The following is a 26681-nucleotide window of genomic DNA, read 5'->3' as shown; positions in this document are numbered from 1 at the left end:
CTTTTGTCACGACCTTATTCCCTGATGTTTGCGGTTTTCTATAAGCCATGTTCTGTACTTTGCTTTTCCAGGGAGAAAAAGCAAAGCGGTAACCATCTATCTGCAGTTGTACTGCCTTTTTGTCTTGTTCTTCTTCCAGACAAAAAGCGCCCCTACCATTGTTTGGGTTGCTCGCTCGAGGGGTTTACCGCGTTCCACCGGATGGGTTTCCCCAGCCGCTTCGTCACTGTGGCACTTTCAAGGATACTTAAGCATAGCCGAAGCCTTAGCTTGTTTTCCTGCCGTTACTCCAAAGAGTACCTTAGCTTATGGTTTCGCTAAGCACGAACACTACAGGCATCACAGCCTGTGCGAGCATGGACTTTCCTCAGCCTGATCAAGTCAGACCGCGATTACCCGAAAACCGCAAATTCATTAGTCAAAAATTAAAATTGACGTGTTTTTTCATTATCATCTAAGCTTGTATCTGCATTTGTGTAGTTATTTGGATTAGGTTGTGCTGGTTTGACTGCACTTGCTTGTTGATCAAGCTTTTTACCGAATACTTCACGTTCAAGGTTTGACAAGCGTTTTAAGATATCGAAATTGGTTACTGCTGCGCTCTTCGGTGCTTCTGTTTGCTGCACACGTGTTTGAGCTGCTCCTTGAGTTTTAGATAATTGAGCTACTTTTGCACTCAATCGATCGTTTTCTTCTTGTAAAGCAAGGAGTTCTTTGCTGTAAGTTTCATAATCTTTGATGATATTGTCTAAGAATTCATCAACTTCAACGGGATCATAGCCGCGCATTTTTGTTTTGAATTCTTGTTGTAAAATGTCTTTAGGACTATAAACCAAATTCGCCATATTTACACCTCTAGTTTTCATTTACGTAATAACATTTCTACCTTTTTCATTGTATAGGAAAAAAGTTGATAAATCAAACACAATATCGATTATTCACTAAAATTTTGAAGATCGTCCATACTGATCAGCCGAATTTCGTAGGGATGATCTGCTTGGTAATTCTGTGCATCTTCAAAAAAATACTTCGTTTTCCCAGGGAATTCTTCATCATAGATCAGCAGACAGCCTACTGTATGTTCAAGTATAAAACGAGTATGATTCTTTAGCTGACTAGGTGATTGGTAGGGTTGATGGCTAACAGCTTCGACATAATCTGCTAATTGTTCTGCTAATTGTTTCTTCTCTTGGTTCCCTTCATTCCAGTTATTACCAAAATCAGCAAAAGGATACAAAATACCAAGGGAAAGTTCCGGATATTCTTCTTTCAATTCCGCTACTGTTTGCACGGTCCATAGTTCAACGCCCAAATTCCCACTGACAAGTATCCATTCCACCCCTTCTTCTGCTAATTGACGGAGTTCCCTTTTTAAAACATTTTTAACAACTTGTATTTTAGGGTCATTTTCTTTAAAAACACCGAGTTCGAAACTTCGATACCCAGACACATAGATTACTTTTGACTTATCCATCTCAGATTCCTTTTCTTTCTATCTGCTTTTTTGCTATAATGTGGCCTAGGAGTGTGATTAAAGATGGTATTGCGCTATCCAAACGGCCAACCTTATTATAAGAATGCCTCTCCCGTCGAAAAAATTCAAGAAAAAAGAAAACAAATCACCGAATTCGGCAATCGGGGGATGCGCTTTGAAGAAGCAATCAATGAAAGTAATGAGTATTATCTTTCCCGCGGGTTGGCAGTTATCCATAAAAAGCCTACCCCTATCCAAATCGTGAAAGTAGACTATCCTAAGAGAAGCGCTGCTGTAATCAAAGAAGCCTACTTTACCCAAGCCTCAACCACAGACTATAATGGCGTCTATCGAGGCTTTTACTTGGACTTTGAAGCAAAAGAAACCAAGAACAAAACATCGTTTCCCTTTAAAAACTTCCATGCCCATCAAATCGAACACATGAAAGCATGCCTCGAACAAAAAGGAGTCTGCTTTGTCTTATTATGGTTTTCGACATTGAAACGCTGTTTTTATTTGAATAGTGTTCATTTGATTGCTTACTGGGATGCCCAAAAGGAAAAAGGACGCAAATCACTGCCTTTATCATTGATCGAAGAACTAGGAATAGAGATCAAAACTGGTATTTCTCCGCGGATTCCTTATTTGGACGCGGTTGATTTCTATTTATCAACATTATCTATTGAAGGAGAAAGCAAGAATGGCAAATGAACAAACTAGAAGCTCTAGACGACAGAAACAGCCTACTCCTAAAAAGAGTGTGAAGAAGAATTCGGGCAAAGGTTCTGGGAAGACTTCTGGACCACATAAAAAAGGATTGTTTATCAAAATCCTTTTAGGCATCCTCTCGTTTTTCTGTATCCTCTTTTTAGCAGGTGTAGGACTGTTCTGGTATTACGCAAAAGATGCGCCCGAATTGACAGATAAAAAATTGGACGCTACCGTATCTTCCAAATTATATACACAAGATGGCGAATTATTCGAAGATCTAGGTGCGGAAAAGCGAGAAAAGATTTCTGCAAATGAATTACCGAAAACATTGGAAGATGCGATCGTGTCAGTAGAGGATCGGCGTTTTTATAAACATATCGGGGTTGACCCTATTCGGATCATCGGTTCTGCCCTTTCTAATTTCACCTCTGGCGGTCTACAAGGCGGAAGTACTTTGACACAACAATTGATCAAACTGTCCTTCTTCTCTACCAGCGCCGAGGATCAGACTCTGAAACGGAAGGCTCAAGAAGCGTGGATGGCTGTAAGATTGGAACAGAAAAAATCGAAACAAGAAATTTTGACCTACTACGTAAATAAAGTGTACATGTCAAATGGTTTGTACGGGATGGAGACAGCTTCTGAGATGTACTTTGGTAAGAAACTATCAGAACTTTCTTTACCACAAACAGCATTGCTTGCTGGAATGCCTCAAGCCCCTTCTGCCTATGATCCTTATGTTTATCCCGATCAGGCGAAAAAAAGGCGAGATACTGTTTTGTATACGATGCTTCAAAACGAAAAAATCTCTCAAACAGAATATGATCAAGCTGTCAATGTACCGGTAATGGATGGTTTGCAAGAGCTGACTCAATCTGATGACAACACTAAGATCGTCGATAATTATGTCAAAGAAGTCATCAATGAAGTACAAGAAAAAACAGATAAGAATGTCTACACAGACGGTTTAGAGATCTATACGAATTTGGATCTGGATGCTCAAAAGAAACTATATGATATCGTCAATACGGATCAGTATGTCTCTTATCCAGACGACGAGATGCAAGTTGCCTCCACGCTTATCGACACAAATACCGGGAAAGTCAAAGCCCAGATTGGCGGGCGTCACATCGCAGAAGACGTGACTTTAGGCAACAACTTAGCAGTGAATACTTCCCGTGATTTTGGTTCTACGATGAAACCTGTCACAGATTACGGACCAGCTTTTGAATATTTGAAATATTCTACTGGAAAAACTATCACTGACGCACCGTATAACTATGAAGGCACTTCTACTCCTGTAGGAAACTGGGATAATCAATATATGGGCACCATTACTTTACGCCAAGCACTTTACTTATCCCGTAATGTTCCAGCAGTCAAATTATTCAATGAAGTCGGTTCAGATAAAGTGGCTTCTTTCTTAAAAAATCTTGGGATCGAATACAGTACGATCCATCAATCGAATGCGATCTCTAGTAATACGGAAGAACAAGATGGGACAAAATACGGAGCTTCTTCCTTAAAAATGGCAGCAGCCTATGCGGCTTTCGCCAATGGAGGAACCTATTACAAACCTCAATATGTTAATAAAATCGTCTTCCAAGACGGTACAGAAGAAACTTATGAACCAGATGGAAAAACAGCCATGTCTCCAGAAACAGCTTATATGATCACGGATATTTTAAAAGATACAATCACTGAAGGTACTGGTACGAATGCGCAAATCGCTGGGTTATATCAAGCCGGTAAGACCGGAACATCAAATTATACAGATGACGAGTATGCGAAACTTGGTATTTCTTCTGGTGTATATCCAGATATCCTATTTGCGGGCTATACACCAAATTATTCGATTTCCGTGTGGACAGGTTACAACAAGAAAATGACACCTGTCACTTCAGAATCGTCACACGTGGCCTCTGATGTTTATCGCGAGCTTATGCAGTATGTTTCAGCTAACGTGACAAATACAGACTGGGAGATGCCAAGTGGCTTGATACGTGTGGGCGGTGAACTGTACTATAAGGATCAATATACAGTGAGATCAAATACAGTTGCGCCATCAACAACTATTCCTTCTTCCAGCTATGTCCAGACTCCTGGAAGTTCAACAACAGAGACGACGACTCAAACTAGCTCTACTAGTCAAAGTGAATCAACCGCTGAGTCCTCAACAGAAAGCACGACAGCAGAGACAAGCGAGCCAGCGTCATCAACAACGGTTCCTTCTTCTTCATCTGAAGAAAGCTCGACGCCGTCTTCATCTGCTCCTCCTGCTTCTTCCAGTGAACCAGCAACTAGCGAAGCGGATGCTGCAAATGACCATACACCATCCAGTAGCACCTCAGCTTCTGGAAACAGATAGATAAAAGAAACCACGTCTACAGGCGTGGTTTCTTTTTTAGCGCCTTTTCTTTTAGGCGCATCCGATTTTTCCCATCTTGACATATTGATAGCAAAGGACACACCTCACACTTAGGATTTTTTGCTGTACAATGATATCTACCGAAAAAAATCAGTGTATGATGTGTCTTTACCCATAATTCTTGCGGCACTTTCCGCATCAGTGTTTCTTCTACTTCCATGACCGAGGCATCTAGTTTGCAGATCCTCAGTCGTTTTGAAACACGCTCAACATGGGTGTCTACTGCGATTGCTGGTATCCCGAATGCATCTCCTAATACGACATTTGCCGTTTTTCTGCCCACGCCAGGAAGAGACATCAATTCTTCTCTTGTCGTTGGTACTTGTCCGTCGAAACGTTCAATCAGCTGCTGTGCACACGCTTTGATATTTTTTGCTTTGTTACGATACAAACCAATCGTTTTTATTTTGAGGATGATTTCATCGATTGGAGCATCTGCTAATGCATCAGGTGTTGGGAAGGAGGCAAACAAATCTGGCGTTGCTTTATTTACTGATACATCTGTCGCTTGGGCACTTAAGATCACTGCAATCAATAACTCAAATGGATTATTGTGTTTCAGTTCTCCGTGTGCTTCTGGGAACATTTCATACATCGTTTCTAGAGCTTCCATTGTCTTTTGTTTGCTTAACATATCCTGCTACTCCTCCAACCAATTTTTCAGCGAAACTTTTGGCAATTCTTCTTGTTGAGTCGGCTGCTCTACTTTTCTTTGAAGAAGTTGCTGTTTCCTTCGTTTTTGGTCTTCTTCTACTTGCTGTTTTGTACGTAGATTTTTTCTTTCCCACGATAGCAAAATGCGGTCAACATAATTAAAACTATAAGCCTGATTCAATACGGCTTCCCGTAGTGCTAGCTTCAAAATTTCCGGCTGATAATGGTCTTCTTCTAGCCATTGACCAATCCGCTGGAACTCGATCGAAGAAAGCGGGCGTCCAAATTCTTGTTCAAATAATTGATACACTGACTGGATTTCTTTTTCTTGTGTTTTTTCTTCGTATTTTTTTTCTTGTGTTTTTAAATACTCACCTAATTGATCATAAATAGGGTAAAGATTATATCGATCTGCTTTTTTACCGTTGACAATCGTCGTTTCTATCTTGATAAATCCATTTGTTACGAGACGATCCAGTATTTGAAAAATCTGATCTTGTTTGATTCCCATATCCATAGCAATCATCTGCAAATCAGGGAAAGTATCTCCTTCAAGCTGTGCCATGTGCAACTGTAGAACAAATAAAAATTCTTCAGATTGCAGACCGATCCTATGATAATTTTTAAGTAAAAGATTAGATATGACTGTTTGTCCAGCGCTTAAGTAATTTTCTAAATTCAACATGATTTCTCCTCCGCTCAATCACAGTATACGTAAAAAAAACATGGGAAGCAAGAACAGGTTTCTTTTCTATTGCTTCACTGATCGGTCAGATTTATAGTGTCGTCTACTTGATTTTTGTTTGTTTATGTTTTTGATGCGCATCTTCACTTTTCGGAATAAATAAATTAAGTAGATTTTGCTATTCCTTATAATGTTGACAAGGAAACAAACTTACTATACACTATTTTTGTTTCCAAGTTAACATTATTTCATAAAGGAGTTTTTTAAATGTTCAGTTTCACAAATAAACATTCTAAAGTTTTTGGATATATTTCTGTCTTATTCACTGGATTAGGATTTACTATCGTCAGTCCTGTACTTCCTTTTTTAGCGCTGCCTTATTCCCACTCCGCACATCAGCAAGCTTTCTATATCACTTTGCTCATGTCTGTTTATGCTCTAGCTGCCTTCTTATCTGCCCCCATTCTCGGTAGCTTAAGTGATCATTTTGGGCGTCGTCCGATCCTTATTATCAGTTTATTAGGATCAAGTATTGGATATTTGATTTTTGGTTTAGGAAATTCGATATGGATGTTGTTCCTTGGTCGTATCATTGAAGGATTGACAGCAGGAGAAATCTCCACCTTATACGCTTACTTTGCCGACATCACGGAACCTAATGAAAGAACCAAAGTTTTTGGATGGATGGGTGCTTTAGTCGGTATAGGAACAACGCTTGGTCCTATTATAGGTGGTCTATTAGCTGAGTTGGGGAATTCTGTTCCTATATTTATTGGAGCACTCTTTACTTTCTTAAATGCCGTTTATGGCTACACATTTATGCAAGAAAGCCTTCCAATGAAAAAACATTCAGTAGATTTAAGTTTTTCCCATGTAAGACCTTTTCACCAATTAAAACAATTATTCAAGATTTCATCCGTTATTCCTTTATTGACAGCCGGTTTTGCTGTTTGGTTAGCGGCTGGCTCTCTTCAATCTATCTTTTCTCAATTTTCGATTGACACCTTTCAGTGGAAAGCGGGGTTGGTTGGTTTAAGCTTCTCTTTGATTGGAATCTTGGATATTGTCTCGCAATTGTTCATTATGCCTCGATTGCTCAAAAAAATTTCAGAACAGCAGATCACAAGAATAGGAATGTACAGTGAAATCCTCGCCTATTTATTCATCACATTATCTGGAATTCTTCTACTGCCGATTTTGTTTTTATTTGGGATTATCTGTTATGGTTTTGGCGATTCTATTTTTACTCCTGTATTCAATGGCCAACTATCCAATTCTGTCTCAGAAAACCAGCAAGGTCTTGTAATGGGCGGTACCCAAAGCATACAATCTCTATCGCGCGTCATCGGCCCGCTAATCGCAGGACAGCTTTATCCCGTAGCACCATTTCTTCCGACGATATTCGGGTTTTTGCTTATGATTTTTGCCTATTATTATTACAATATAAAACATTAGTTTCATTTGCTACTTCGTATAAATTCTCTGTATCGACCGATAAAACGAAATACTGTGTCAAATTCTTCTTTTGACATATTTTCAAATACAGCAGCATCTCGCTGGACCCATTTTTGATGGAGCTGCTCGTGTCTATTCCTTATTTTTTGTCCGATTGGCGTCAATTGAAAATAGATTTCTTTTTTATTCTCTTCGCTTTGATAAGTGTTTATGATCCCTCTGACTATCAGCTTTTTTGTTAACTTACTGATGGCTCCTCTAGTCATATAACTAGCATTCGCTAATTTTGTCACGTTAGGATCAGGGATTTTCCCGATATGTTCAATCACTTCTAGTTCATTTAGCGTAAATCCTGCAAATTCTTTTTCCATTTCTGGTTTATTACGATGAATAATCTCATTAGCTAAATCCAGATATTCTTCTATTAGCAGCTGTCTTTTATCCATTTCTACACCTTCTTTTTCTTTCATTATATTATTTTTTTGTTTCCTAAACAACAAAGTTAAAAGGGTTTTGTAGTAAAAAAGAGAATGAAATCAAGAAAAAAGGGGTTTGACAAAAATGTCATAACCCTTTTTTCCGAATAAACGGTGTTTAAACATCATCTTCTGTTTCTAGTTCATACGGCTGTCCTTCATATGTGTACTCCGTATTCAATGTGCCGTCATTTTCATCTGAGTAGATGCGCCGACTGAAAGGAAAACGATGAGAAGCATTATCTTTCGCATCTTCTGCTGGCATCGTATAATATTCCTCTTGTGTTTCATTCAATTGAGAGAGCACTTGCTCCGCCAACTCATCTATATTGATCGTCGACTCTTTCGCAACATTTTTATAATCTTCTAAAAATGCATCTTGTTGGACAAAATATTCTTTATTCATCTTCTTTCTCACCTTTCTTTTCAAGTTCAAGTAAAACTGCTTGTTCTTTTATGTAACAGCTTTATCTTTGTTGCTTATTGTGACAAAAAATGCGAAGAAAGACAACTAATTGTACTTTTCACAAAAAGACAGAGGGTCGTGACAAAAAACGCGTCACAACCCTTTTTCCAAAATAAACGGTAATCAGTCAAAACTAAACAGCTCTTTCATAACCGCTCCCGTCTGTCTTTCTTTATTGTGCTGTTTCGATTTCGCCTAGCGCTGCTTGTGCAAGTAGGTTCAAGTAATTCCAAGGACGGTCAAAATGTGGTTGGAAGAAGAAGTCTGAAAGAGCAAGATCTTCTACAGTCATTTTATTTTGAACAGCTAAAGACATAGTATTTGCTGATTGCGTAATGTCGTATTTAGACATGAACTGAGCACCAACGATACGATTTGTGCCTTTTTCATAAACTAACTCCATCATTACTTTTTCGGTAGTCGGCATGAACTCTGGACGATAATTATCTTCAAATACCGTTGCTTGGACTTCTAGATCGTTCAATGTTGCGCTTTCTTTAGTTACTCCTGTCGAGCCAATCGTCCAGCCAAATAGATAAAGTCCTGAAGTTCCTTGAGTCCCACGATACGCCATTTTATGCTCTGTCAAGTTATTTCCTACAAGCAAGCCTTGGCGCACGGCATTTGTTGCCAGAGGAATATAGTTTTGTGTACCACTTGGATTGTAGTTGACTACTGCTGAATCTCCAGCGGCAAAAATGTCTGGATCACTTGTTTGCATGTATTCATTTACTTTGATTGCCCCGTTCGGCAGTGTCTCTACTTTTCCTTCGATCAGTTTTGTATTTGGACGGAAGCCCACACATAAAATGACCATATCTGTATCAAATGTATCTGTTGGTGTAGCTACTTGTTTCACTTTTCCTTCTTCATCTGTGATGAATTCAGTGACATTTTCACCTAGTGCAAGAGTGACACCGCGGTCTGTCAATTCTTTTTCTAGGATATCTGTGAATGGTTTATCTAGATATTTATTCAAGATGCGGTCTAACCCATCAATCAATGTTACTTGTTTTCCAGATTCGACAAAAGCTTCGACTAATTCAATACCGATATACCCACCACCAACGATTACTACACGTTTCGCTTCTTTCGCTTGTGCAATGATTTCATTTGCTTGGTTGTAGTTTTTGCAGAGGAGTACATTTTTTGCATCAATTCCACTAATCGGTGGGATGATAGGCCATGAACCAGTTGTCATTACTAATTTATCATAAGAAACCGTTTCTGTTTCTCCTGTTTTCAGATCTTTTGCCGTCACTGTTTTGTTTTCTGTATCGACGTCTGTTACATCGTGTTCCATTTTAACTGTTGCTCCTAATGAAGATAATTCTTCAGGGTTTGAGTAGAACAAGCCTGCTGGGTCTTTTACTACTCCGCCGACATAAAGTGCGATACCGCAAGATAAGAAAGAAATATTGTCATTTCTTTCATATACTGTCACTTCTGCTTCTGGATGATTTTTTAAAATACTTTTTACAGCTGCAGTACCTGCATGAGTACAGCCAATTACTACTACTTTCATTTATGGTCCCTCCGATTAACATTTTGTCCTTCGACAAAATTACTATAACAGAAATAAAACGGATACAACAGTTTAATGCTTGTGAATTCACAAAGGTTTATTTGTAGTTTTACTCATTTACAATCATAGAAATCCATTGTTAGCAAGATTCTTATTGTGATAATATTCACTTTAACATTTGTCCTTGTGAATAAAAGACAAAAAAATAAAAAAAAGCTAGCGTTTTTTTACGCAGCCAGCTTTTTTAGGTGTAACACTTGTAGAAACTGTTTTTACATTTGTGCCTTTTTTGCTGATTCTTTACAGTCTGGACAAAGTCCATACAATTCCAGCCGATGTTCGTTAATCTCAAAATCAGTCAGCCTACTCGCAGCCATTTCTATATCTTCTAACCCTGGGTAATGAAAATCAACGATCTTACCACAGTTTTCGCAAATCACATGATAGTGACGCTTTGAGCTGAAATCAAAACGGCTAGAAGCATCGCCGTACTTCATTTCTTGAACAAATCCAATCGAAGTAAACAGACGAAGATTGTTGTAAACGGTCGCAACACTCATGTTTGGGAAACGATGTTCAAGTGCTTTATAAATCTCATCAGCTGTTGGATGGGAATGATGTTCAATCAAATATTCTAAAACCGCGTACCGTTGAGGTGTGATTCGAATGTTCTCTTTTTTTAACTTTTCGATAACCTCTTCGACTAACTTATTTTCCATGTAAACACCCCACGTTGTTATTCTCGTCTTATCATACTATTTTTACATTTTAAAATCCACTTAACATGAAAAGAAAATTCAATTTTATTGTATTTTAATGAAAAAAAGACGTAAAACAGTCATGTTCACCATTCTACGTCTCTATTCAACTAACTCTTTTCTTATCATAGATTTTTGTATTTTCTTTTCATCTGTAAAAGCCTTCCACATAAACCTATTTATAGAGAAACAAGTTTACTTACATTTCTTGGTAAAGGGCTGTAGATAAATAACGTTCACCATTGTCGGGAACGACTGCTAATACCTTTTTGCCTTTCCCTAGTTCTTTTGCGACTTTTAATGCGGCAGCAATTGCAGCGCCAGATGAGATACCAACTAAAATTCCTTCTTTTCGTCCGACTTCTCTAGCTGTTTCCATCGCTTCGTCTCCAGTCACGGAAAGGACTTTATCATATACAGAGGTATCCAGTGTTTTAGGAACAAAGCCTGTACCGATCCCTTGGATTTTGTGAGGACCTGCTTCTTTTCCTTCTAAAATGGCAGATTCTGCCGGTTCTACCCCTACTAATTCGATCTTTGGATACACACGTTTTAATTCTCGGCCAGCGCCAGTGATTGTCCCGCCTGTCCCGATACCTGCGACAAAAGCGTCCAATCCATTTACTCCAAAGGCTTGATGAATCTCTGGACCAGTCGTTTTTTCATGTACAAGAGGATTTGCTTCATTTTCAAATTGTAATGGTAAAAAGTAGCCATTTTCTTTTGCCAAACGTTCTGCTTCTCTAATGGATCCAGAAATACCATCCACACCAGGCGTCAGAATCAACTCTGCGCCGTATCCTTTCATCAATAAACGTCTTTCGATACTCATCGTCTCAGGCATCACGATAATGACTTTATATCCTTTCGCGACTCCTACCATCGACAATCCGATTCCTGTATTTCCGGAGGTAGGTTCAATGATGGTATCTCCTGGTTTCAGTAATCCATCATGTTCCGCTTTTTCTATCATACTTAGAGCAATCCGGTCCTTTACACTTCCTCCTGGATTAAAAAACTCAAGTTTCACAAATACATCTGCTGAATCTTCTGGTACGATTTTATTTAATTTGACGATTGGTGTTTTACCAATCAATTCGGTGACTGAGTTATAGATAGCTGTCATCTTCAATTCCTCCTTGTCTTTGCTCTTCCCTACTTATCATAATACAATCTGTTCATTTCTGGCGAGTGATTCGTCTTTGACTAGCAAAAAAAAGACAAAGATATACCAGATATGGTAGTTTCTTTGCCTTTTTATCTAAATCACACGTTTAGTTCTTGTCCGACTAATAAAGAATAACTGGACATGGACATGCCGTTTTTCGCCATTAGATCATCAACAGACATGCCAAATTTTTGTGCAATATCCCATAGCGTATCTCCTGATACAACTGTATATGTTTGACTACTATTTGTATCCGCACCTGTTGTCGAAGATGATGATGACGTTGAAGTCGTCGTAGTAGTTGTTGTTGTTGTACTTGTAGTTGTTGTGGTCGCCGAACCAGTTGATGGTGTATCAAAACGGGTTAAATTATAAGTATTAATCAATGAGTTCAATTTGGTTCCATAATCTGGATCGGTAGCGTAACGACCTGTCAAGTACGCTGTTGCATCATAAAAACTTGTTGTATTGCTTTTCCATACACCAGCATAATGATAATCGCCTGTTGAAAAACTGGTTGAACGAAGAACATTTGCATGGTCTTGGAAGGATTCCCAATAAGAAGAATATTTTCGGAATGGTTCATTCATCGTTACCCATTGTCCGTTTACATATTCTTTGGTTGCCATATAAACGACCTGTCCGTTATAGCTTCCTTTTACACCGAACAAATTATAATTGGGCGCACTAGCTAATCCGGAAGTACCATATGCACTTTCCAACAACGCTTGAGCGATCATGACTGAAGCATACAAGTCATTACTTGCAGCAACTTCTGATGCAGACCAGCCGATTTGATCGATAAACGCTTGAGGATCAGCGACTGTTTGAGATCCTTGTTCATCTGCATGAACACTTTGCGGTACCGCTGTAACCATCATCGGCCCAACTAAAAGACTCGTTCCAATTAAAGGAGCAATCGCTTTTTTATTGATCACCATGTTTCTTTTAGGTCTATGGTGTCGGGCACTGCGGGTCTTCAGCTCTTGCATTCAAATTCCTCCTCAAAATAAAAAAACTTAATAAAAAGTTCTCTTCTTAAAACAAACTTAATTAATTAAATTATACTTTTAATTCTCAAGAAACACAAACTAATCCGAAGAATTCTTTGTTTTGTCATTTAAATGTAATATAACAGAAGACGAAAAGTAACATTGATTTATTCTTACCACCACATAAAAAACAGCTGCCTCCAACTTGCAGACAGCTGTCTTTATCATTCAAACAATGATTGGTGTCTATGATAATTGATTGTACGTATTCACAACATTTTCTACTGTAAATCCAAACTCTTCTAAAATTTTAGCGCCAGGAGCAGATGCACCGAAATGATCGATGGTAATCGTTGTTCCTTCTGTACCCACATAGCGTTCCCATCCGAATGATGCAGCAGCTTCGATCGCCACGCGTTTCTTCACTGCTTTAGGAAGTACGCTTTCTTTGTATTCAGAAGATTGTTTTTCAAACAGGTCGAAGCTTGGCATAGAGACAACAGAAACATCTTTCCCGTTTTCTGCCAATTCTTTTTGAGCTTTCACAGCTAAATCAACTTCAGAACCAGTTGCAATCAAAATACCTTCTGGTGTTTCTCCTTTAGCTGGAGAAAGAACGTACGCGCCTTTTTTGACCATTTCATCTGCTACTTCTTTTGTAGAAGGCAATACAGGAAGGTTTTGGCGGCTCAATACAAGGATAGTAGGCGCATCAGTAGTCTCCATCGCCACTTTCCAAGCAGCACGTGTTTCATTTCCGTCTGCTGGACGAATCACTTGGACACCAGGCATGCAACGAACAGAAGCTAATTGTTCAATCGGTTCGTGTGTTGGTCCGTCTTCTCCGACAGCAACGGAGTCATGTGTCAAAACGTAAACAACAGGCGTATGTTGAATCGCTGCTAAACGAACAGCTGGTCTTAGGTAATCGACAAAGACAAAGAATGTTCCGCCATAGATACGAGTTCCGCCATGAAGTTGGATACCATTCATAGCCGAAGCCATCGCAAATTCGCGAACGCCAAACCAGATGTTACGTCCTTCATAATGTTCGGGAGTAAAATCTTTATCAGCAGCTACCATTGTATTATTGGAACCTGATAAATCTGCTGAACCGCCCCAGAAACTTGGTATAGCTTTCGATAATTCTTGGATAACTTCTTTACTTGAAACACGGCTTGCTTGACTGCTTTCTACTTCATAAGTTGGCAATTCTGCATCCCAGTTTTCTGGCAGTTTGCCATCAAAGGCATCTTCAAATTGTTGTGCTAATTCAGGATAAGCTTTTTTATAATTGGCAAACATTTCATTCCACGCATCTTCAGCTTTTTGTCCTTCTTCTATCATTGTTTGATGGAAGCGGGCAGCTACTTCTTCGGGAACAGTGAAGTCTGGATAATTCCATCCGTAAACTTCTTTAGCCATCTTGATACCCTCTTCGCCAAGAGGAGCACCATGAACAGCAGATGTTCCTTCTTTAGGAGCACCGTAGCCGATGACTGTTTTTACTTCGATCAACGTTGGTTTATCTGTTTCAGCTTTTGCTTCTTCAATCGCTTTAGAGATTGCTTCTAAGTCATTTCCGTCTTTCACTAAGATATGTTGCCAGCCATATGCTTCATAACGAGCACCAACATTTTCTGTGAATGCTTTTGAAGTTGGACCATCTAATGAAATATCGTTTGAATCATATAAAACGATTAATTTACCTAACTTCATATGACCTGCCATCGAACTTGCTTCTTGAGAGACTCCTTCCATCAAGTCTCCATCCCCACAGATTGCATACGTATAGTGATCCATTACGTTGAAGTTTTCTTTGTTATAAGTTGCTGCAAGGTGTGCTTCTGCCATCGCCATACCAACAGCCATTGCAATCCCTTGGCCTAATGGGCCTGTAGTAGCTTCTACACCATCTGTATGATGGACTTCAGGATGTCCTGGTGTCTTAGAATCCCATTGACGGAATTGTTTCAAATCATCAATTGTCACTTGATAGCCAGCTAAATGAAGTAAACTATATAACATTGCTGACCCATGTCCTGCTGAAAGAATGAAACGGTCGCGATCAGCCCAATTTTTGGATGTCGTTGGATTTACTTTCAGGTGTTTTGTCCATAACGCATATGCCATAGGTGCTGCGCCCATCGGCAATCCAGGATGTCCAGAGTTTGCTTCTTGGACTGCTTCAATACTTAATGTACGAATTGTGTTAACGCCAAGTTGGTCAATTTTGTCAAACAAAATAACCCCTCCTATTAATTTAGGTTTTTTTTACCTTTATTTCTTACACTCTCATTCTATAAGATGTCACACGAAAAAGCAATCATTTTCAGTATTTTTTACTAAAAGTTGTCATTTCGGTTGTGTAAGCCTTTTTTCTTTTGGATTTCTTTTAATTTTTCCGGGGTCACGTCATTGCCCTCAGGATCGACGATTTTCATTCCTTCGATATGATGACGCATACCGGAACGAAAAGCTTCCAAATACTCTTTGCGCAAGTTGATTTGTTCTTGTTCTTCGGCTTTCGAGAGACCATTTTCCTTCTTTTTACGTGCGAGTTCATTGATCCGCTCTATTTTTTCAGGTGACAGCATGCTCAGCCCTCCTTTTACTCTCCTTCATATTATATAAAAACTGAAAAAAAAACAACTAGATAAACTAAATAAAATGCGAACATTCGTTTGATTTAGCGCTTTTTATATGGTACTATTTATTTATCAAGTGAAAGAAGGTGTACCTTGTGGCCCGACAAACTGAATCAAGACAAATTGAAGTCTTACGTTATATCCATGAACAAGTAACCCAAAAAGGATACCCGCCAACTGTCCGTGAAATCGGGGAAGCTGTTCAGCTTTCTTCTACTTCTACTGTTCACGGTCATCTTGCACGGCTTGAAAAAAAAGGGTTTATCCAAAGAGATCCGACGAAACCTCGTGCAATCGAGTTGACAAAACAAGGTTTAGAAAAGATTGGGATTCGTCCAACAACTATTCCAGTACTTGGCGTAGTAACAGCTGGAGAACCAATTTTAGCAGTAGAGGATGCTTCGGACTTCTTTCCGATCCCTCCTAATCTTTCTTCTGAAGAAGGCAGTCTCTTTATGCTGACGATTCGTGGAGATAGTATGATCAATGCTGGAATTTTGGATGGCGATAACGTGATCGTTCGGAAGCAGGAAACGGCACAAAACGGTGATATCGTCATTGCAATGACTGCAGAGGATGAAGCGACTTGCAAACGATTCTATAAAGAAAAAAACTACTTCCGTCTTCAACCTGAAAACGACTTACTCGAACCAATCATTTTAGATCAAGTATCTATATTAGGACGAGTAGTAGGGCTTTATCGTAGTCATATCTATTAATTAGTACTAAAAAAGAAAATTGTTTAAAACCGAGTTTGAGACCATTGTCTCAAACTCTTTTTTCGCCCAAGTTCTTCTTCTTTCAAATTTTTATCACTTCCCTCTTTACAAACCGAACAAATATTCGTATACTAAATACACGAACAATTGTTCGTATAAATTAACGAGGTGAGAATTCATGAAATCAATGAGACGTCTTGGCTTAGTATTAACTGTTTTGTTTTTAGGTATTATTATTGGTAATTTCGGCATACGTCCAGCTTTACTTGTGTTTGTTCCGTTATTTACTTTGTGGTTCATGTTGTGGGATGAAAAGAAGTACCGTCAATCTGAGCGGCGCAGAATTCATGAAGATCATTTCTATCATGAACCCTACTACAGATCCAGGCAATCATAATGAGGATTGACTGCTAATTGTTCAAAAGACAAAAAGTTAAACTTTTACGAGGGTGTGACAAAAATCGGTCACATCCTTTTTTTCGAACCTTTACTGGACTTTGACTGGTTCCATTTATAAAAAAATAGCGACCCTCAAGCGTCAGAGTGCCTATCTGACTTTTGAGGGTCGCTTTAAAATCGCTTTTTCTGCTTAATATTCCATTAATGTAATAATGTCGTATCCTTTGATTTTGTCGCGTCCATGGAGATCCATCAATTCGATCAAAAATGCGCAGCCTACGACTACACCACCTAATTGTTCGATCAGTTCGATTGTCGCTTTGATCGTTCCACCAGTAGCCAGCAAATCGTCACAAATCAGCACACGCTGACCTGGTTTAATGGCATCCTTATGCAATGTCAATGTATCTGTTCCATATTCTAATCCATAAGTTACTTCGATGGTTTCTCGAGGTAATTTTCCTTTTTTGCGGACTGGTGCAAAACCGACTCCTAACTCATAAGCAACAGGACATCCTACGATGAACCCACGTGCTTCTGGTCCAACTACCATATCAATTCGTTTTTCTTTTGCATAATTTACGATTTGCTTCGTAGCTTCCCGATAAGCGTCACCATCTGCCATCAGCGGGGAAATATCTCGGAACACAATTCCTTTTGACGGATAGTCGGGAATACTGGCAATATAATCTTTTAAATCCACTCTTTGTTTCCTCCTAGGTTGTTAACCATTTCTTTATGGTAGGAATATCGCTCAAAAGCAAAAATTCCTCAACTTTGATTTTATTTAGCCGCCGCTGGTATAATTTGCTCTCAGTCAAAGGATGACTTTCTGGGCTGGCGACTTTTTGTAAAACACCGTTCTCTATTGTAACAAATTTCAATTCAAAAAACACCTGTATCATAAAAATTAATAATTTTTCAGGGATACGCAAATATTGAGCTACTGCTTTTATTTTATGACGTATATCTATTCGTTCTTGAGAATGGATCAATTTAAACAATTTTGCGTACTGTTCTCTTGTGCCTACCCCATTCAAATAAGCCTCATCAGGTGAAATCCCCATCAGATAAACACGATTGAATGAATAAGACCCAAAGACTTCTTTCAGCTTTGCTAAATCATCTGGACAATCCATAATAACCAGAGATTTCGGTTTTCTTTTTTCAATTACTGCGTGTATAGAATCCATTCCTTCGAAAACAATCGCCGTTTCTTGGATGCGCTCCGGCACGAATTTCAATGTCGAAGAATCAAAAGCTAAATAAAGACTGTCTTCATATGTTCGGCTCTGTTCACGGAAACGTTTTGCCCGCCAATCAAATACCTGCAGTCCACCTACTGCAAAATCAGATACCATCAGTTGTGGTTTCTTACGTCCATTCCATTCATTGATCGAAAGCTTTCCTACTACATCTACTAGATTATTCAGCAGTTCTTCTTCTTGAGTTCCAAAACCAAAAGCGACCGCATCAAGCTGACTAGATTCATCGGAAAGGACAAATTTCAGATGCTGTTGGTTTGCTCCGATTCTTTTGACATTCGCTGCTTGGACTTGCCGAAATAAAAATTGAGGTAAAGGATTATCTGTACCAAATGGCGCTAATAATTTTAGTTCATCAATACGCTCTACTGTTACTTCATTCGGAAGTAGCACTTCATCAATTCTTAATTCAGGACCTCTTGTCAAATCGATTTGACGATCGACTATATATTGGTTCATCTTCTCCTGTAGTATTGTGACATTTTCACTTGGCATCGTTAACCCGACTGCTGCATGATGTCCTCCAAAATAAGTAAATAAATCCCGCATCTGGTCAAGCATTTCAAAAAGGTTCAAGGCTTCAACACTACGTCCAGAACCTTTAGCTGATCCGTCTTCTTTTAAAGTAAGAACAAGCGTTGGTTTACCAGTTTCGTTCATTATTTTTCCTGCAACAATACCTAAAACACCTTCATGCCATCCTCGGTTTACCAATAGATGGATATGATTCTCCTTATTGACCATTGCTAATGCTTCTTCTGTTATCTGCTCTACGATTGCTTTTCTTTCTTCATTGATTTCATTCAATTTTTTTGCTTGAATGGATGCCTCTTCTTCGTCAAACGTTGCAAGCAATGAAACGGCAGGTCGTGGGTCACCCATCCGACCAATAGCATTTAGTCTGGGCGCAATCGAAAAGCCGATCGTTGTTTCGTCTGCATCTCTCATTTTTACGCCACTTTCTTCAAACAGCGCCTGAAGTCCTATCCGTTCTGAATGATGGATGGCATCGATTCCTAATGCAACAAGGATTCGATTCTCATCAGTCAATGAAACTAAATCGGCGATCGTTCCTATCGCTACTAAATCCAAAAATTCTGCAGGTGGTTCTTCCAACAATGCAGAAGCTACTTTGAATGCTACTCCGACTCCTGCCAGATCTGGAAATGGATATTGCCCCGCTGGATGACGAGGATGAACAATCGCATAGGCGTCTGGTAATTTCTCAGGTAGCTCGTGATGGTCTGTAATGATCACGTCTACACCAGCTTGCTGAGCATATGCTACCGCATCATTTCCTGCTACCCCGTTATCAACAGTGATGATCAGCTGGATGCCTTCTTGGATCTTTTCTTGGTATACCGATTGGTTTGGTCCATACCCATGCTCAAATCGATTTGGCAAAAATACTTCTACTTCTGCGCCAAGTAATTCCAGTGTTTCTTTCATTACCGTTGCACTGGTGATTCCGTCTGCATCATAATCACCGTAAACGAGGATTTTTTCTCCACTGATTACAGCTTCTTGTATTCGACTGATTGCTTTATCCATATCGTGCATCAGATACGGATCATGTAGTTCTTGTTCTTTTGGATGTAAAAATCGGTTGATATCCTCTTCCTCATGGTAACCTCTTTGCCACAGTAACTTACCGACAAATGGAGATAATTTCAATTCACGGATCATTTGGAGAAAGGATTCAGAAGGCTCTGTCTCGCTTAACTTCCAATCAAAATTTGCTTGTCTCACTTTCTCACTCCTAACTTAGTTATTATAGCAAAGGAAATCAGCAAAAAAAAGCAGAAAGAAAGAATAAAAATAGATCAGATCCGCTAGACTGATGTTCAGCAGGACCCGATCTTTTATACGACCATTTATGAAATATCCCTATTAGTCAAAATAATTGAAGCTTTGTTTTGGCGCTTGCGTTTTTTGTTCTTCCGGTGCTTTCAATTGACTGATTTGTGCTGTTTTCGCTTGTAATTCCGCCTGATAAGCAGCTTCTAACTCTGCGCGTTGGTTTCTAAACTCGCGTTGTTGTTCTTCTTTTGCTTCTTCAATTTTCTTTTGCAGATCTGTTTGGTATTCTGATATTTCCTGAGTCAGCTGCTTGATTTGCTTTTTTTGCTGCCATAGTGTTGCCGAAGCAGTTAAGAATACAATCAGTGCACCAATCAGCGCAGAACCGATAATCACTAAGATCAACGGTGCAGAAAAGGAAGTGAAGCCAAAACTTACAGGGACATTTTTATTGTTCAATACAGCAAAAAGAACAATAATCAAAACTAAGATAAATCCAAGAATTACATTGCTTTGCTTTTTCAATTCCTCCACCTACTTTTTGTTAAAAATTCCGCTGGCTAAATAATCACCAATCGTTGGAAACAGCGTATAAAATTTTGATGCAACTTCTAAAATAAACGGTTGATTGATTTCTCGTTTTGGATGTCTCATATTGCGGACGATCATTTTTGCCAACTTAGTAGGTTCTAAAACGATTTGCCCGACTTTTTCCAAATAGCTTCCGCTTGGATCAGCCTTGTCAAAGAAATCTGTCTCGATTGGACCTGGATTTACTGTCGTAACAGCTACACCAAGTGGTTTCAATTCTAATCGCAAGGCGTTGGAAAAGCCAAGGACTGCAAATTTCGTGGCAGAATAAACCGTTGATTTTGCAGTTGCCATTTTCCCAGCCATTGAGGTGATATTAATAATATGTCCTTGTCTTCTTTCTGCCATATCGATCGCAAATTTTTGTGTCAAAACCATCATTCCTAAGATATTGACTTCAAACATATCGTACGCTTTTCCAAGATCGAATGTAAGGAAGTCCTCGAAAATACCAAATCCAGCATTGTTTACCAGAATATCGACACGTCCAACTTCTTCCATTACTTTTTCATATAGTTCATCCACACTATAAGGATCGCTGACGTCTACTTTGAAAGCATAAGCCTCTTTGCCGCTCAAGCGTCTGCACTCATCTCTGACACCTTCTACAAATGCCATTCTTCGTGCGCAACTTATAACGATTGCTCCTTGCTTTGCTGCTTCATAACAGATTTGCGCGCCTAGACCGCCTGAACTACCTGTTACTAAAACAACTTTATCTTCTAAATTCATGCCTCATCCTCCTCACGAAATGGTATCTCAATGCTATCAAAATCTTTCATGATTGTCGTGTTTTCAAACACTTCTTTTGCTTCTTTTTCAAGCTCTAGAGCTGCTTTTCCTAAATATCTTGCACTGATATGAGTAAGCAACAGCCGTTTTGCCTGCGCTTCTTTTGCAACTTCAGCAGCTTGATGAGTCGTAGAATGGAAATAGTTATGCGCCATTCTTGCTTCATCTTTATTAAATGTGCTTTCATGTACCAAAATATCACTGTTTTCCGCAAGCACAACAGAATTATGTGTTTTTCTCGTGTCGCCTAAAATAGTCACGATCCGCCCTTTTTTATTTGGGCCTACGAAATCTTTTCCATTGATCGTCCGACCATCTTCTAGTTGGATCGTTTCCCCTTGCTTCAGCTTGCCGTACAGGGGTCCAGCCGGAATGCCTAATTCTTTCAGACGATCCACCTGCAATTCTCCTTTATGATCATGTTCAACCACACGATAACCGAAACTGTCGATTCCATGATTTAGTTTTTTTGCATAAACAGAAAATTGCTGATCAGTAAAAATCGGGTCTGTTTCATTTAACTCGATGAATTTCAGCGGATAACTTAACCGTGTTTGCGAAATGCCTAAAGAGACTTTTATGTATTCCTCTATCCCTTTTGGCCCGTAAATCTCTAATGGCGTATCCCCACCTTGAAATGAACGGCTGCTGATGAGTCCAGGAAGCCCAAAAATATGATCGCCGTGTAAATGTGTAATGAAAATTTTACCGATTTTTCTCGGACGGATAGTCGTTCGCAAAATCTGCATTTGCGTGCCTTCACCACAGTCGAATAACCAAACTTCATTACGTTCGTCTAAAAGTTTCAATGCTATACTTGTCACATTTCTATGTTTTGCAGGAACACCTGCGCCTGTTCCTAAAAATTGTAATTCCATAATCTACCTGACTTTCTTTAAGTTCCTCTTTAATTTTAGGGGAAAAAGATAGGATAATCAACCGTAAGTCGAGAAAGGCTTCAAATAAAAACGATGTTCTTATGTGATAACGTTTTCTTTAAACTCCATTGTAAAAACAGCAGCGAACCCTTTTGAGATTCTCTGCTGTTTTTATTAATTTGAAGATTCGGAACTCTCATTGTCATCGGAACATTGCGGATGTTTGTCCTCCCAAGTCTTTTGGGCAGCTTCTTTCGCCTGCTTTTCGGCTTCCTTCGCATCATGCACATCTTTTTCGACATCTTCATAATCCAAACGGGTAATTTCTCCGCCTAATTCCATCATCACTAATTGATTCAATGGACGATTGTCTTCTTCATCCGCAATCAAAATCAGTCCTGTAGCTCCTTCACCGATTTTATTTCCTACAAAGTCGAACACAGTCTGAGCATCTTTTATTTCTTTTGCATCTTGTGTCGCACCGATCATCCCTCCGGCAAACCATCCTAATAAAATCCCCAGCGGCCCACCTAATACACCAACCAACATACCAATCAACCCACCAGTAGAAGATTTGTTATTACCAGTAAAGTCGATAAAATCTTCTATTTTGAATTGATGGTTTCCATTGGGATCATGGCTGACAACGGCCATCTGTTCTCCTTTGATCGAACGAACAGCATGTAGTTTTTTGATTTCCGAAAATGCCTGATATGCTTGGCTTTCTACTTGAAAATTTAAAATGATTACTCGCTTGCTCATTGAAAACGCCCCTTTCATACCTTCTTGTTATTTATTTTACCTTTAATTGTAAAATAAGAAAAGAAAAGCACTCTTTCCTACCCAATAAAAAAGGAGAATGGCCTCAGCCATACTCCCTTTAGATTTGAAACTATATTTTTTGGTATTTATTTTTATTTGTTTGCCTATTCGACAAATTCAAATTCAAATTCACCGATACGGACAAGGTCGCCATCTTTCGCCCCACGTGCCCGAAGTGCCTCATCCACACCCATACCACGTAATTGACGAGCAAAACGCATTACCGTTTCATCATGATCGAAATTCGTCATTTGGAATAATTTTTCGATCTTCTCACCGGATAAGATCCACGTTGCATCTGAATCACGATCGATTTGGAACTCAGGACCTTCTGGATTGAATCCATAGTGTACAGTTTCTTCTTCCAGTTCTTCCTCGTACAATGGGAATTCTGGCGTTACTTCTAACAAGTCTGCTGTAGCATTCAATAACGCATCCAATCCTTGTCGAGTCACTCCAGAAATTGGAAATACTGGGATATCATCAGCGAATTCGTCTTCTTTTTCCTTGTTCAGCTGTTCTTTGAATTTCACTAGGTTTTCCTGTGCATCCGGCATATCCATTTTGTTAGCCACGATGATTTGCGGACGCTCTAACAAGCGTAAGTTGTAAGTAGATAATTCTTTGTTGATGGCAAGATAGTCTTCGTAAGGATCTCGTCCTTCCATCCCACTCATATCGATCACATGTAAAATAACTCGCGTTCTTTCGATATGACGAAGGAATTGTGTACCTAGTCCAACACCTTGCGAAGCTCCTTCAATCAACCCTGGCAAGTCTGCTGCGGCAAAACTTCTGCCATCACTTGTAGTAACCATTCCCAAGTTAGGGACGAGTGTCGTGAAATGATAAGCGCCGATCTTTGGACGAGCAGATGAAATCACAGATAGCAAAGTCGATTTTCCAACAGATGGAAAGCCTACAAGCCCAACGTCTGCCAATACTTTCAATTCCAGTTCGATTTTTCGTTCTTGTCCTGGTTCCCCGTTTTCAGCAATTTCCGGTGCAGGGTTCCGAGGAGAGGCAAACCGGATATTTCCTCGTCCGCCACGTCCCCCTTTCGCCACAACTAGTGTTTGACCATTTTCAATCAAATCTCCTAAAAGAGCACCAGTCTCTGCATCTCGGACAGTGGTTCCTTGCGGTACTTTCACATAGGTATCTTCTGAACCACGGCCGTGCATCCCTTTACTCATTCCATTTTCACCTGGCTGCGCTTTGAAATGGCGATTAAAACGAAAGTCCATCAATGTACGCAAACCTTCATCGACGATCAAGATGACATCACCGCCACGACCACCGTCTCCACCAGCCGGTCCGCCGTCAGGAACGTATTTTTCGCGACGAAATGCAACCATTCCGTCTCCGCCCTTGCCAGCTTTCACATCGATCGTTACTTGATCTAAAAACATGGACATAATTAAGTCCTCCTATTATTCAATTTATTTATTTGACTGCCTGAATTTCCACAATAAACAAAAGTCTTCCTTATTTTATCGGTGAAATCTGTTTTTGTCTATCATTTCAGCAAAAAGATTGATTGCCTTCTTCTTTTTTTATTATTTGGTAAGGTTTCCAACCATTTTTCTGCTATCGAGTATAATTTTTTGACAAAATATGCTTTGCGTAGCAGAATAACAGTGTATTAATTGTATTAATTGAGGATGCCGTTTCATAGCACCCCTAATAAAGGAGGAACTTTTGATATGACAGTAAAAGTAGGTATTAACGGATTTGGGCGTATCGGCCGTCTGGCTTTCCGCCGCATCAAAGAAGTATCAGATGATATTGAAGTAGTAGCAATCAACGACTTAACAAGTCCAACTATGTTAGCACAATTATTGCAATTTGACTCTACTCACGGTACTTATCCTGGCACAGTTACTGCAACAGAAGACTCAATCGTAGTGGATGGCGAAGCAACGCGTGTTTATGCAGAACCCGACGCAAGCAAAATCCCTTGGGTAAAAGAAAACGGTGTAGATATCGTACTAGAATGTACTGGTTTTTATACATCTGAAGAAAAAGCGAAAGCGCATTTAGATGCTGGTGTCAAACGAGTAGTTATCTCTGCCCCAGCTGGTGCAATGAAAACTATCGTCTATAACGTCAATGATGATACATTAGACGAAAACGACCGAATCATCTCAGCAGGTTCATGTACAACAAACTGTTTAGCACCTATGGCTTATTTCTTGAATAATGAATTTGGGATCGAAGTTGGTACAATGACAACAGTCCATGCCTACACTTCAACCCAAATGCTGTTAGATGGACCAGTAAGAGGCGGTAATTTACGTGCTGCTCGTTCAGCTGCTGACAACACTATTCCACATTCTACTGGTGCTGCAAAAGCAATCGGCTTAGTTATCCCTGAGTTACAAGGAAAATTACAAGGACATGCGCAACGTGTTCCAGTCGTTGATGGTTCATTAACTGAATTAGTTTCAGTATTGAAAACCAAAGTAACTGCTGATCAAGTAAATGAAGCAATCAAAAAACACACAGTTGACAATCCTTCATTTGGGTATGATGATCGTCAAATCGTTTCTAGCGATGTCATTGGCACAACTCAAGGTTCAATCTTTGATCCAACCCAAACAGAAGTAACAACTGCTGGCGATTTCCAACTTGTCAAAACTGTTGCATGGTATGACAATGAGTACGGATTCACTTGCCAAATGATTCGCTTACTAGAAAAATTCGCTAACTTGTAATTTAATAAATCAAACAATAAAACAAGCCTTTGACTGGGTCCAGTCAAAGGCTTGTTTCTTTTTATCCTCTTGCATTTAAACTAGTTCAATGAACATATTGGTTTAAAAATTGTTGGACTACTTGCTGATACTTTTCAGGATCTGTCTTGTATGCTTCCGCATGCTCGGCTCCTTTTACAACATACTTTTCTTTTGGCCCCTTCGTTGCACGATAAACCTTATCCAACATTTCAAATGGTACAAATGTGTCTGCGTCTCCATGTATAAATAGCATCGGACGCTGGTTTTTCTTCAATTGATCCACTGCACTTGCCTCACCGAAAAAGTAGCCGGCACGGACTTTTGTCACTAGACTCGTTACTTGCATAAGCGGAAATGCTGGAAGACTAAACATATCGTCTAGCTGATACGCAAGCTCATCATGGACAGAAGAATAACCGCAATCTTCAATAATTGCTTTTACGTTATTTGGTAATTTTTCTCCGCTAGTCATCATGACAGTTGCTGCCCCCATGCTGACACCATATAGAACGATTTCTTGCGAGTTTCCATTTTCTTCTAACACTTTGTTGATCCACTGCACATAGTCTTTGCGCTCTGGCCATCCAAATCCAATATAATCCCCTTCGCTTTTTCCATGCCCTCTTGCATCTGGAACAAGGACATTGTAGCCCATATCATGGAACATCTTTGCATAATTGGTCATCGTTTCAGCATCTCCCATGTAGCCATGAGCAACTAGAGCTGTTTTTTCACTTTTCGTTTCAGCAGGAAGATAAATCGCTGATAATTTCAGACCGTCTTTCGAAGTGATTGTCCAATTACTTCGGTTCTCTTTTGAACTAAACCACTTATGTGCATCCGTTTCTTTGGATGTCTGTGTTGTACCTGGTGTATCTTCATCTAAAAAGTCTTTCTCAGACGGCACGACAGCATAATTATAAAAATAATTCCCTGCAAACAATAGCGCAACGATTAGAACTAGGGCAACACCTAAAAGGATTTTCATCCAAAGTTTCATAAATTATCCATCTCATTTCTCTTTTTTCATCTAACCTTGAATTAGTATAATCAAAGGATCTCTACTATGCAATGTTCATTTTTATAACCCGCGAATTGTAAAATTAAGTTAGAAAAATAAAAAGGCATTTATGGTACACTCAAATTGTATTTCCGACGAAAGAAAACAAAGGAGTGTAACCATAAATGACCTACAAACATCTTACCATAGACGAACTGACAATGATAGAATCATATT

26 protein-coding genes and 1 other RNA gene are annotated in these 26681 nt (G+C 39.4%); 6 read left to right on the top strand and 21 right to left on the bottom strand.

The genetic code is table 11. The features are described 5' to 3' along the window. Positions 1-36 precede the first annotated feature (36 nt). The 3 genes from rnpB to KFO35_RS06770 form a co-directional block, all read right to left on the bottom strand. Positions 37-404, bottom strand: an RNA gene (rnpB, locus tag KFO35_RS06780) — RNase P RNA component class B. 21 nt (positions 405-425) lie between these two features. After that, positions 426-845, bottom strand: a complete 420-nt coding sequence (gpsB, locus tag KFO35_RS06775) for a cell division regulator GpsB (RefSeq protein ID WP_002295835.1) — start codon at positions 843-845, stop codon at positions 426-428. An 89-nt stretch (positions 846-934) separates the two neighbouring features. Next, positions 935-1474 (bottom strand): SLOG family protein, encoded by a 540-nt coding sequence (locus KFO35_RS06770; RefSeq protein ID WP_002315085.1) that lies wholly within the window; start codon positions 1472-1474, stop codon positions 935-937. A gap of 63 nt (positions 1475-1537) precedes the next feature. Here KFO35_RS06770 and recU point away from each other — a divergent pair, with 63 nt between their 5' ends. Together recU and KFO35_RS06760 are read left to right on the top strand one after the other, a co-directional pair. Further along, on the top strand, positions 1538-2185 hold the full coding sequence (gene recU, locus KFO35_RS06765) for a Holliday junction resolvase RecU (protein WP_002309362.1): 648 nt from the start codon (positions 1538-1540) through the stop codon (positions 2183-2185). Further along, entirely contained in the window at positions 2175-4553 is a 2379-nt protein-coding gene (locus tag KFO35_RS06760) for a PBP1A family penicillin-binding protein (protein ID WP_002315086.1), read from the top strand. The genes recU and KFO35_RS06760 overlap by 11 nt, the downstream gene beginning before the upstream one ends. Before the next feature lie 16 nt (positions 4554-4569). Here KFO35_RS06760 and nth read toward each other — a convergent pair whose 3' ends face one another. Both nth and KFO35_RS06750 read right to left on the bottom strand, forming a co-directional pair. Further along, the gene (gene nth, locus KFO35_RS06755; RefSeq protein WP_002315087.1) at positions 4570-5247 is read right to left on the bottom strand and encodes an endonuclease III; all 678 of its coding nucleotides are present in this window, start codon (positions 5245-5247) and stop codon (positions 4570-4572) included. A 6-nt stretch (positions 5248-5253) separates the two neighbouring features. Next, complete coding sequence (locus KFO35_RS06750) at positions 5254-5952, bottom strand: DnaD domain-containing protein (RefSeq protein ID WP_024636290.1); 699 nt, start codon at positions 5950-5952, stop codon at positions 5254-5256. A 267-nt stretch (positions 5953-6219) separates the two neighbouring features. Here KFO35_RS06750 and KFO35_RS06745 point away from each other — a divergent pair, with 267 nt between their 5' ends. Beyond that, the gene (locus tag KFO35_RS06745; protein WP_070704419.1) at positions 6220-7407 is read left to right on the top strand and encodes an MFS transporter; all 1188 of its coding nucleotides are present in this window, start codon (positions 6220-6222) and stop codon (positions 7405-7407) included. A 2-nt stretch (positions 7408-7409) separates the two neighbouring features. Here KFO35_RS06745 and KFO35_RS06740 read toward each other — a convergent pair whose 3' ends face one another. The 8 genes from KFO35_RS06740 to KFO35_RS06705 all read right to left on the bottom strand — a co-directional run bounded on the left by KFO35_RS06740 (position 7410) and on the right by KFO35_RS06705 (position 15389). Continuing rightward, entirely contained in the window at positions 7410-7853 is a 444-nt protein-coding gene (locus KFO35_RS06740) for a MarR family winged helix-turn-helix transcriptional regulator (RefSeq protein WP_024636288.1), read from the bottom strand. Positions 7854-8001: 148 nt separating this feature from the next. Beyond that, positions 8002-8289, bottom strand: coding sequence for a DUF5960 family protein (locus tag KFO35_RS06735; RefSeq protein ID WP_002309371.1), 288 nt, complete (start codon positions 8287-8289; stop codon positions 8002-8004). A 232-nt stretch (positions 8290-8521) separates the two neighbouring features. Next, positions 8522-9874, bottom strand: a complete 1353-nt coding sequence (locus tag KFO35_RS06730) for an NADH oxidase (protein ID WP_002309372.1) — start codon at positions 9872-9874, stop codon at positions 8522-8524. 272 nt (positions 9875-10146) lie between these two features. After that, on the bottom strand, positions 10147-10593 hold the full coding sequence (locus KFO35_RS06725; RefSeq protein ID WP_002289542.1) for a Fur family transcriptional regulator: 447 nt from the start codon (positions 10591-10593) through the stop codon (positions 10147-10149). A gap of 238 nt (positions 10594-10831) precedes the next feature. Then, positions 10832-11758 (bottom strand): cysteine synthase A, encoded by a 927-nt coding sequence (gene cysK, locus KFO35_RS06720; protein WP_002315091.1) that lies wholly within the window; start codon positions 11756-11758, stop codon positions 10832-10834. Positions 11759-11898: 140 nt separating this feature from the next. Continuing rightward, positions 11899-12792 carry a glucosaminidase domain-containing protein gene (locus KFO35_RS06715; protein WP_002315092.1) on the bottom strand — a complete coding sequence of 298 codons (894 nt, stop codon included), beginning with the start codon at positions 12790-12792 and terminating at the stop codon, positions 11899-11901. Positions 12793-13038: 246 nt separating this feature from the next. Further along, complete coding sequence (tkt, locus tag KFO35_RS06710) at positions 13039-15036, bottom strand: transketolase (RefSeq protein WP_002315093.1); 1998 nt, start codon at positions 15034-15036, stop codon at positions 13039-13041. Positions 15037-15137: 101 nt separating this feature from the next. Further along, positions 15138-15389 (bottom strand): DUF896 family protein, encoded by a 252-nt coding sequence (locus tag KFO35_RS06705; protein ID WP_002309377.1) that lies wholly within the window; start codon positions 15387-15389, stop codon positions 15138-15140. A gap of 146 nt (positions 15390-15535) precedes the next feature. Between KFO35_RS06705 and lexA the strand changes: the two genes are divergently transcribed. Then, positions 15536-16159, top strand: coding sequence for a transcriptional repressor LexA (gene lexA, locus KFO35_RS06700; protein ID WP_002309378.1), 624 nt, complete (start codon positions 15536-15538; stop codon positions 16157-16159). Positions 16160-16337: 178 nt separating this feature from the next. Further along, positions 16338-16556 (top strand): hypothetical protein, encoded by a 219-nt coding sequence (locus KFO35_RS06695; protein WP_002297436.1) that lies wholly within the window; start codon positions 16338-16340, stop codon positions 16554-16556. A 192-nt stretch (positions 16557-16748) separates the two neighbouring features. Here KFO35_RS06695 and KFO35_RS06690 read toward each other — a convergent pair whose 3' ends face one another. The 7 genes from KFO35_RS06690 to obgE all read right to left on the bottom strand — a co-directional run bounded on the left by KFO35_RS06690 (position 16749) and on the right by obgE (position 24124). After that, positions 16749-17261, bottom strand: coding sequence for an adenine phosphoribosyltransferase (locus tag KFO35_RS06690; protein ID WP_002295813.1), 513 nt, complete (start codon positions 17259-17261; stop codon positions 16749-16751). Positions 17262-17274: 13 nt separating this feature from the next. Next, positions 17275-19572, bottom strand: a complete 2298-nt coding sequence (gene recJ / locus KFO35_RS06685; RefSeq protein ID WP_130624848.1) for a single-stranded-DNA-specific exonuclease RecJ — start codon at positions 19570-19572, stop codon at positions 17275-17277. A 141-nt stretch (positions 19573-19713) separates the two neighbouring features. Further along, positions 19714-20157 carry a lipopolysaccharide assembly protein LapA domain-containing protein gene (locus tag KFO35_RS06680; protein ID WP_002315095.1) on the bottom strand — a complete coding sequence of 148 codons (444 nt, stop codon included), beginning with the start codon at positions 20155-20157 and terminating at the stop codon, positions 19714-19716. Beyond that, positions 20158-20946: an SDR family NAD(P)-dependent oxidoreductase gene (locus KFO35_RS06675; RefSeq protein WP_002315096.1), complete on the bottom strand. Its 789-nt coding sequence runs from the start codon at positions 20944-20946 to the stop codon at positions 20158-20160. Beyond that, the gene (gene rnz, locus KFO35_RS06670) at positions 20943-21884 is read right to left on the bottom strand and encodes a ribonuclease Z (protein WP_002313806.1); all 942 of its coding nucleotides are present in this window, start codon (positions 21882-21884) and stop codon (positions 20943-20945) included. Before rnz ends, KFO35_RS06675 begins: the two co-directional genes overlap by 4 nt. Before the next feature lie 174 nt (positions 21885-22058). Further along, on the bottom strand, positions 22059-22646 hold the full coding sequence (locus tag KFO35_RS06665; RefSeq protein ID WP_002315097.1) for a hypothetical protein: 588 nt from the start codon (positions 22644-22646) through the stop codon (positions 22059-22061). Positions 22647-22810: 164 nt separating this feature from the next. Then, positions 22811-24124, bottom strand: a complete 1314-nt coding sequence (obgE, locus tag KFO35_RS06660) for a GTPase ObgE (protein ID WP_002295805.1) — start codon at positions 24122-24124, stop codon at positions 22811-22813. A gap of 288 nt (positions 24125-24412) precedes the next feature. On the opposite strand from obgE, the gene gap reads away from it, so the two are divergent. Continuing rightward, entirely contained in the window at positions 24413-25423 is a 1011-nt protein-coding gene (gene gap, locus KFO35_RS06655; RefSeq protein WP_002309387.1) for a type I glyceraldehyde-3-phosphate dehydrogenase, read from the top strand. 85 nt (positions 25424-25508) lie between these two features. On the opposite strand, the gene KFO35_RS06650 is transcribed toward gap, so the two are convergent. Then, positions 25509-26444 carry an alpha/beta hydrolase gene (locus tag KFO35_RS06650; RefSeq protein ID WP_024635159.1) on the bottom strand — a complete coding sequence of 312 codons (936 nt, stop codon included), beginning with the start codon at positions 26442-26444 and terminating at the stop codon, positions 25509-25511. Positions 26445-26681 lie beyond the last annotated feature (237 nt).

This window comes from Enterococcus lactis, assembly GCF_015751045.1.
Classification (GTDB): Bacteria; Bacillota; Bacilli; order Lactobacillales; family Enterococcaceae; genus Enterococcus_B; species Enterococcus_B lactis.
The sequence above is the reverse complement of the archived record's forward strand: the minus strand, read 5'-3'. Positions and strand labels throughout refer to the sequence as shown.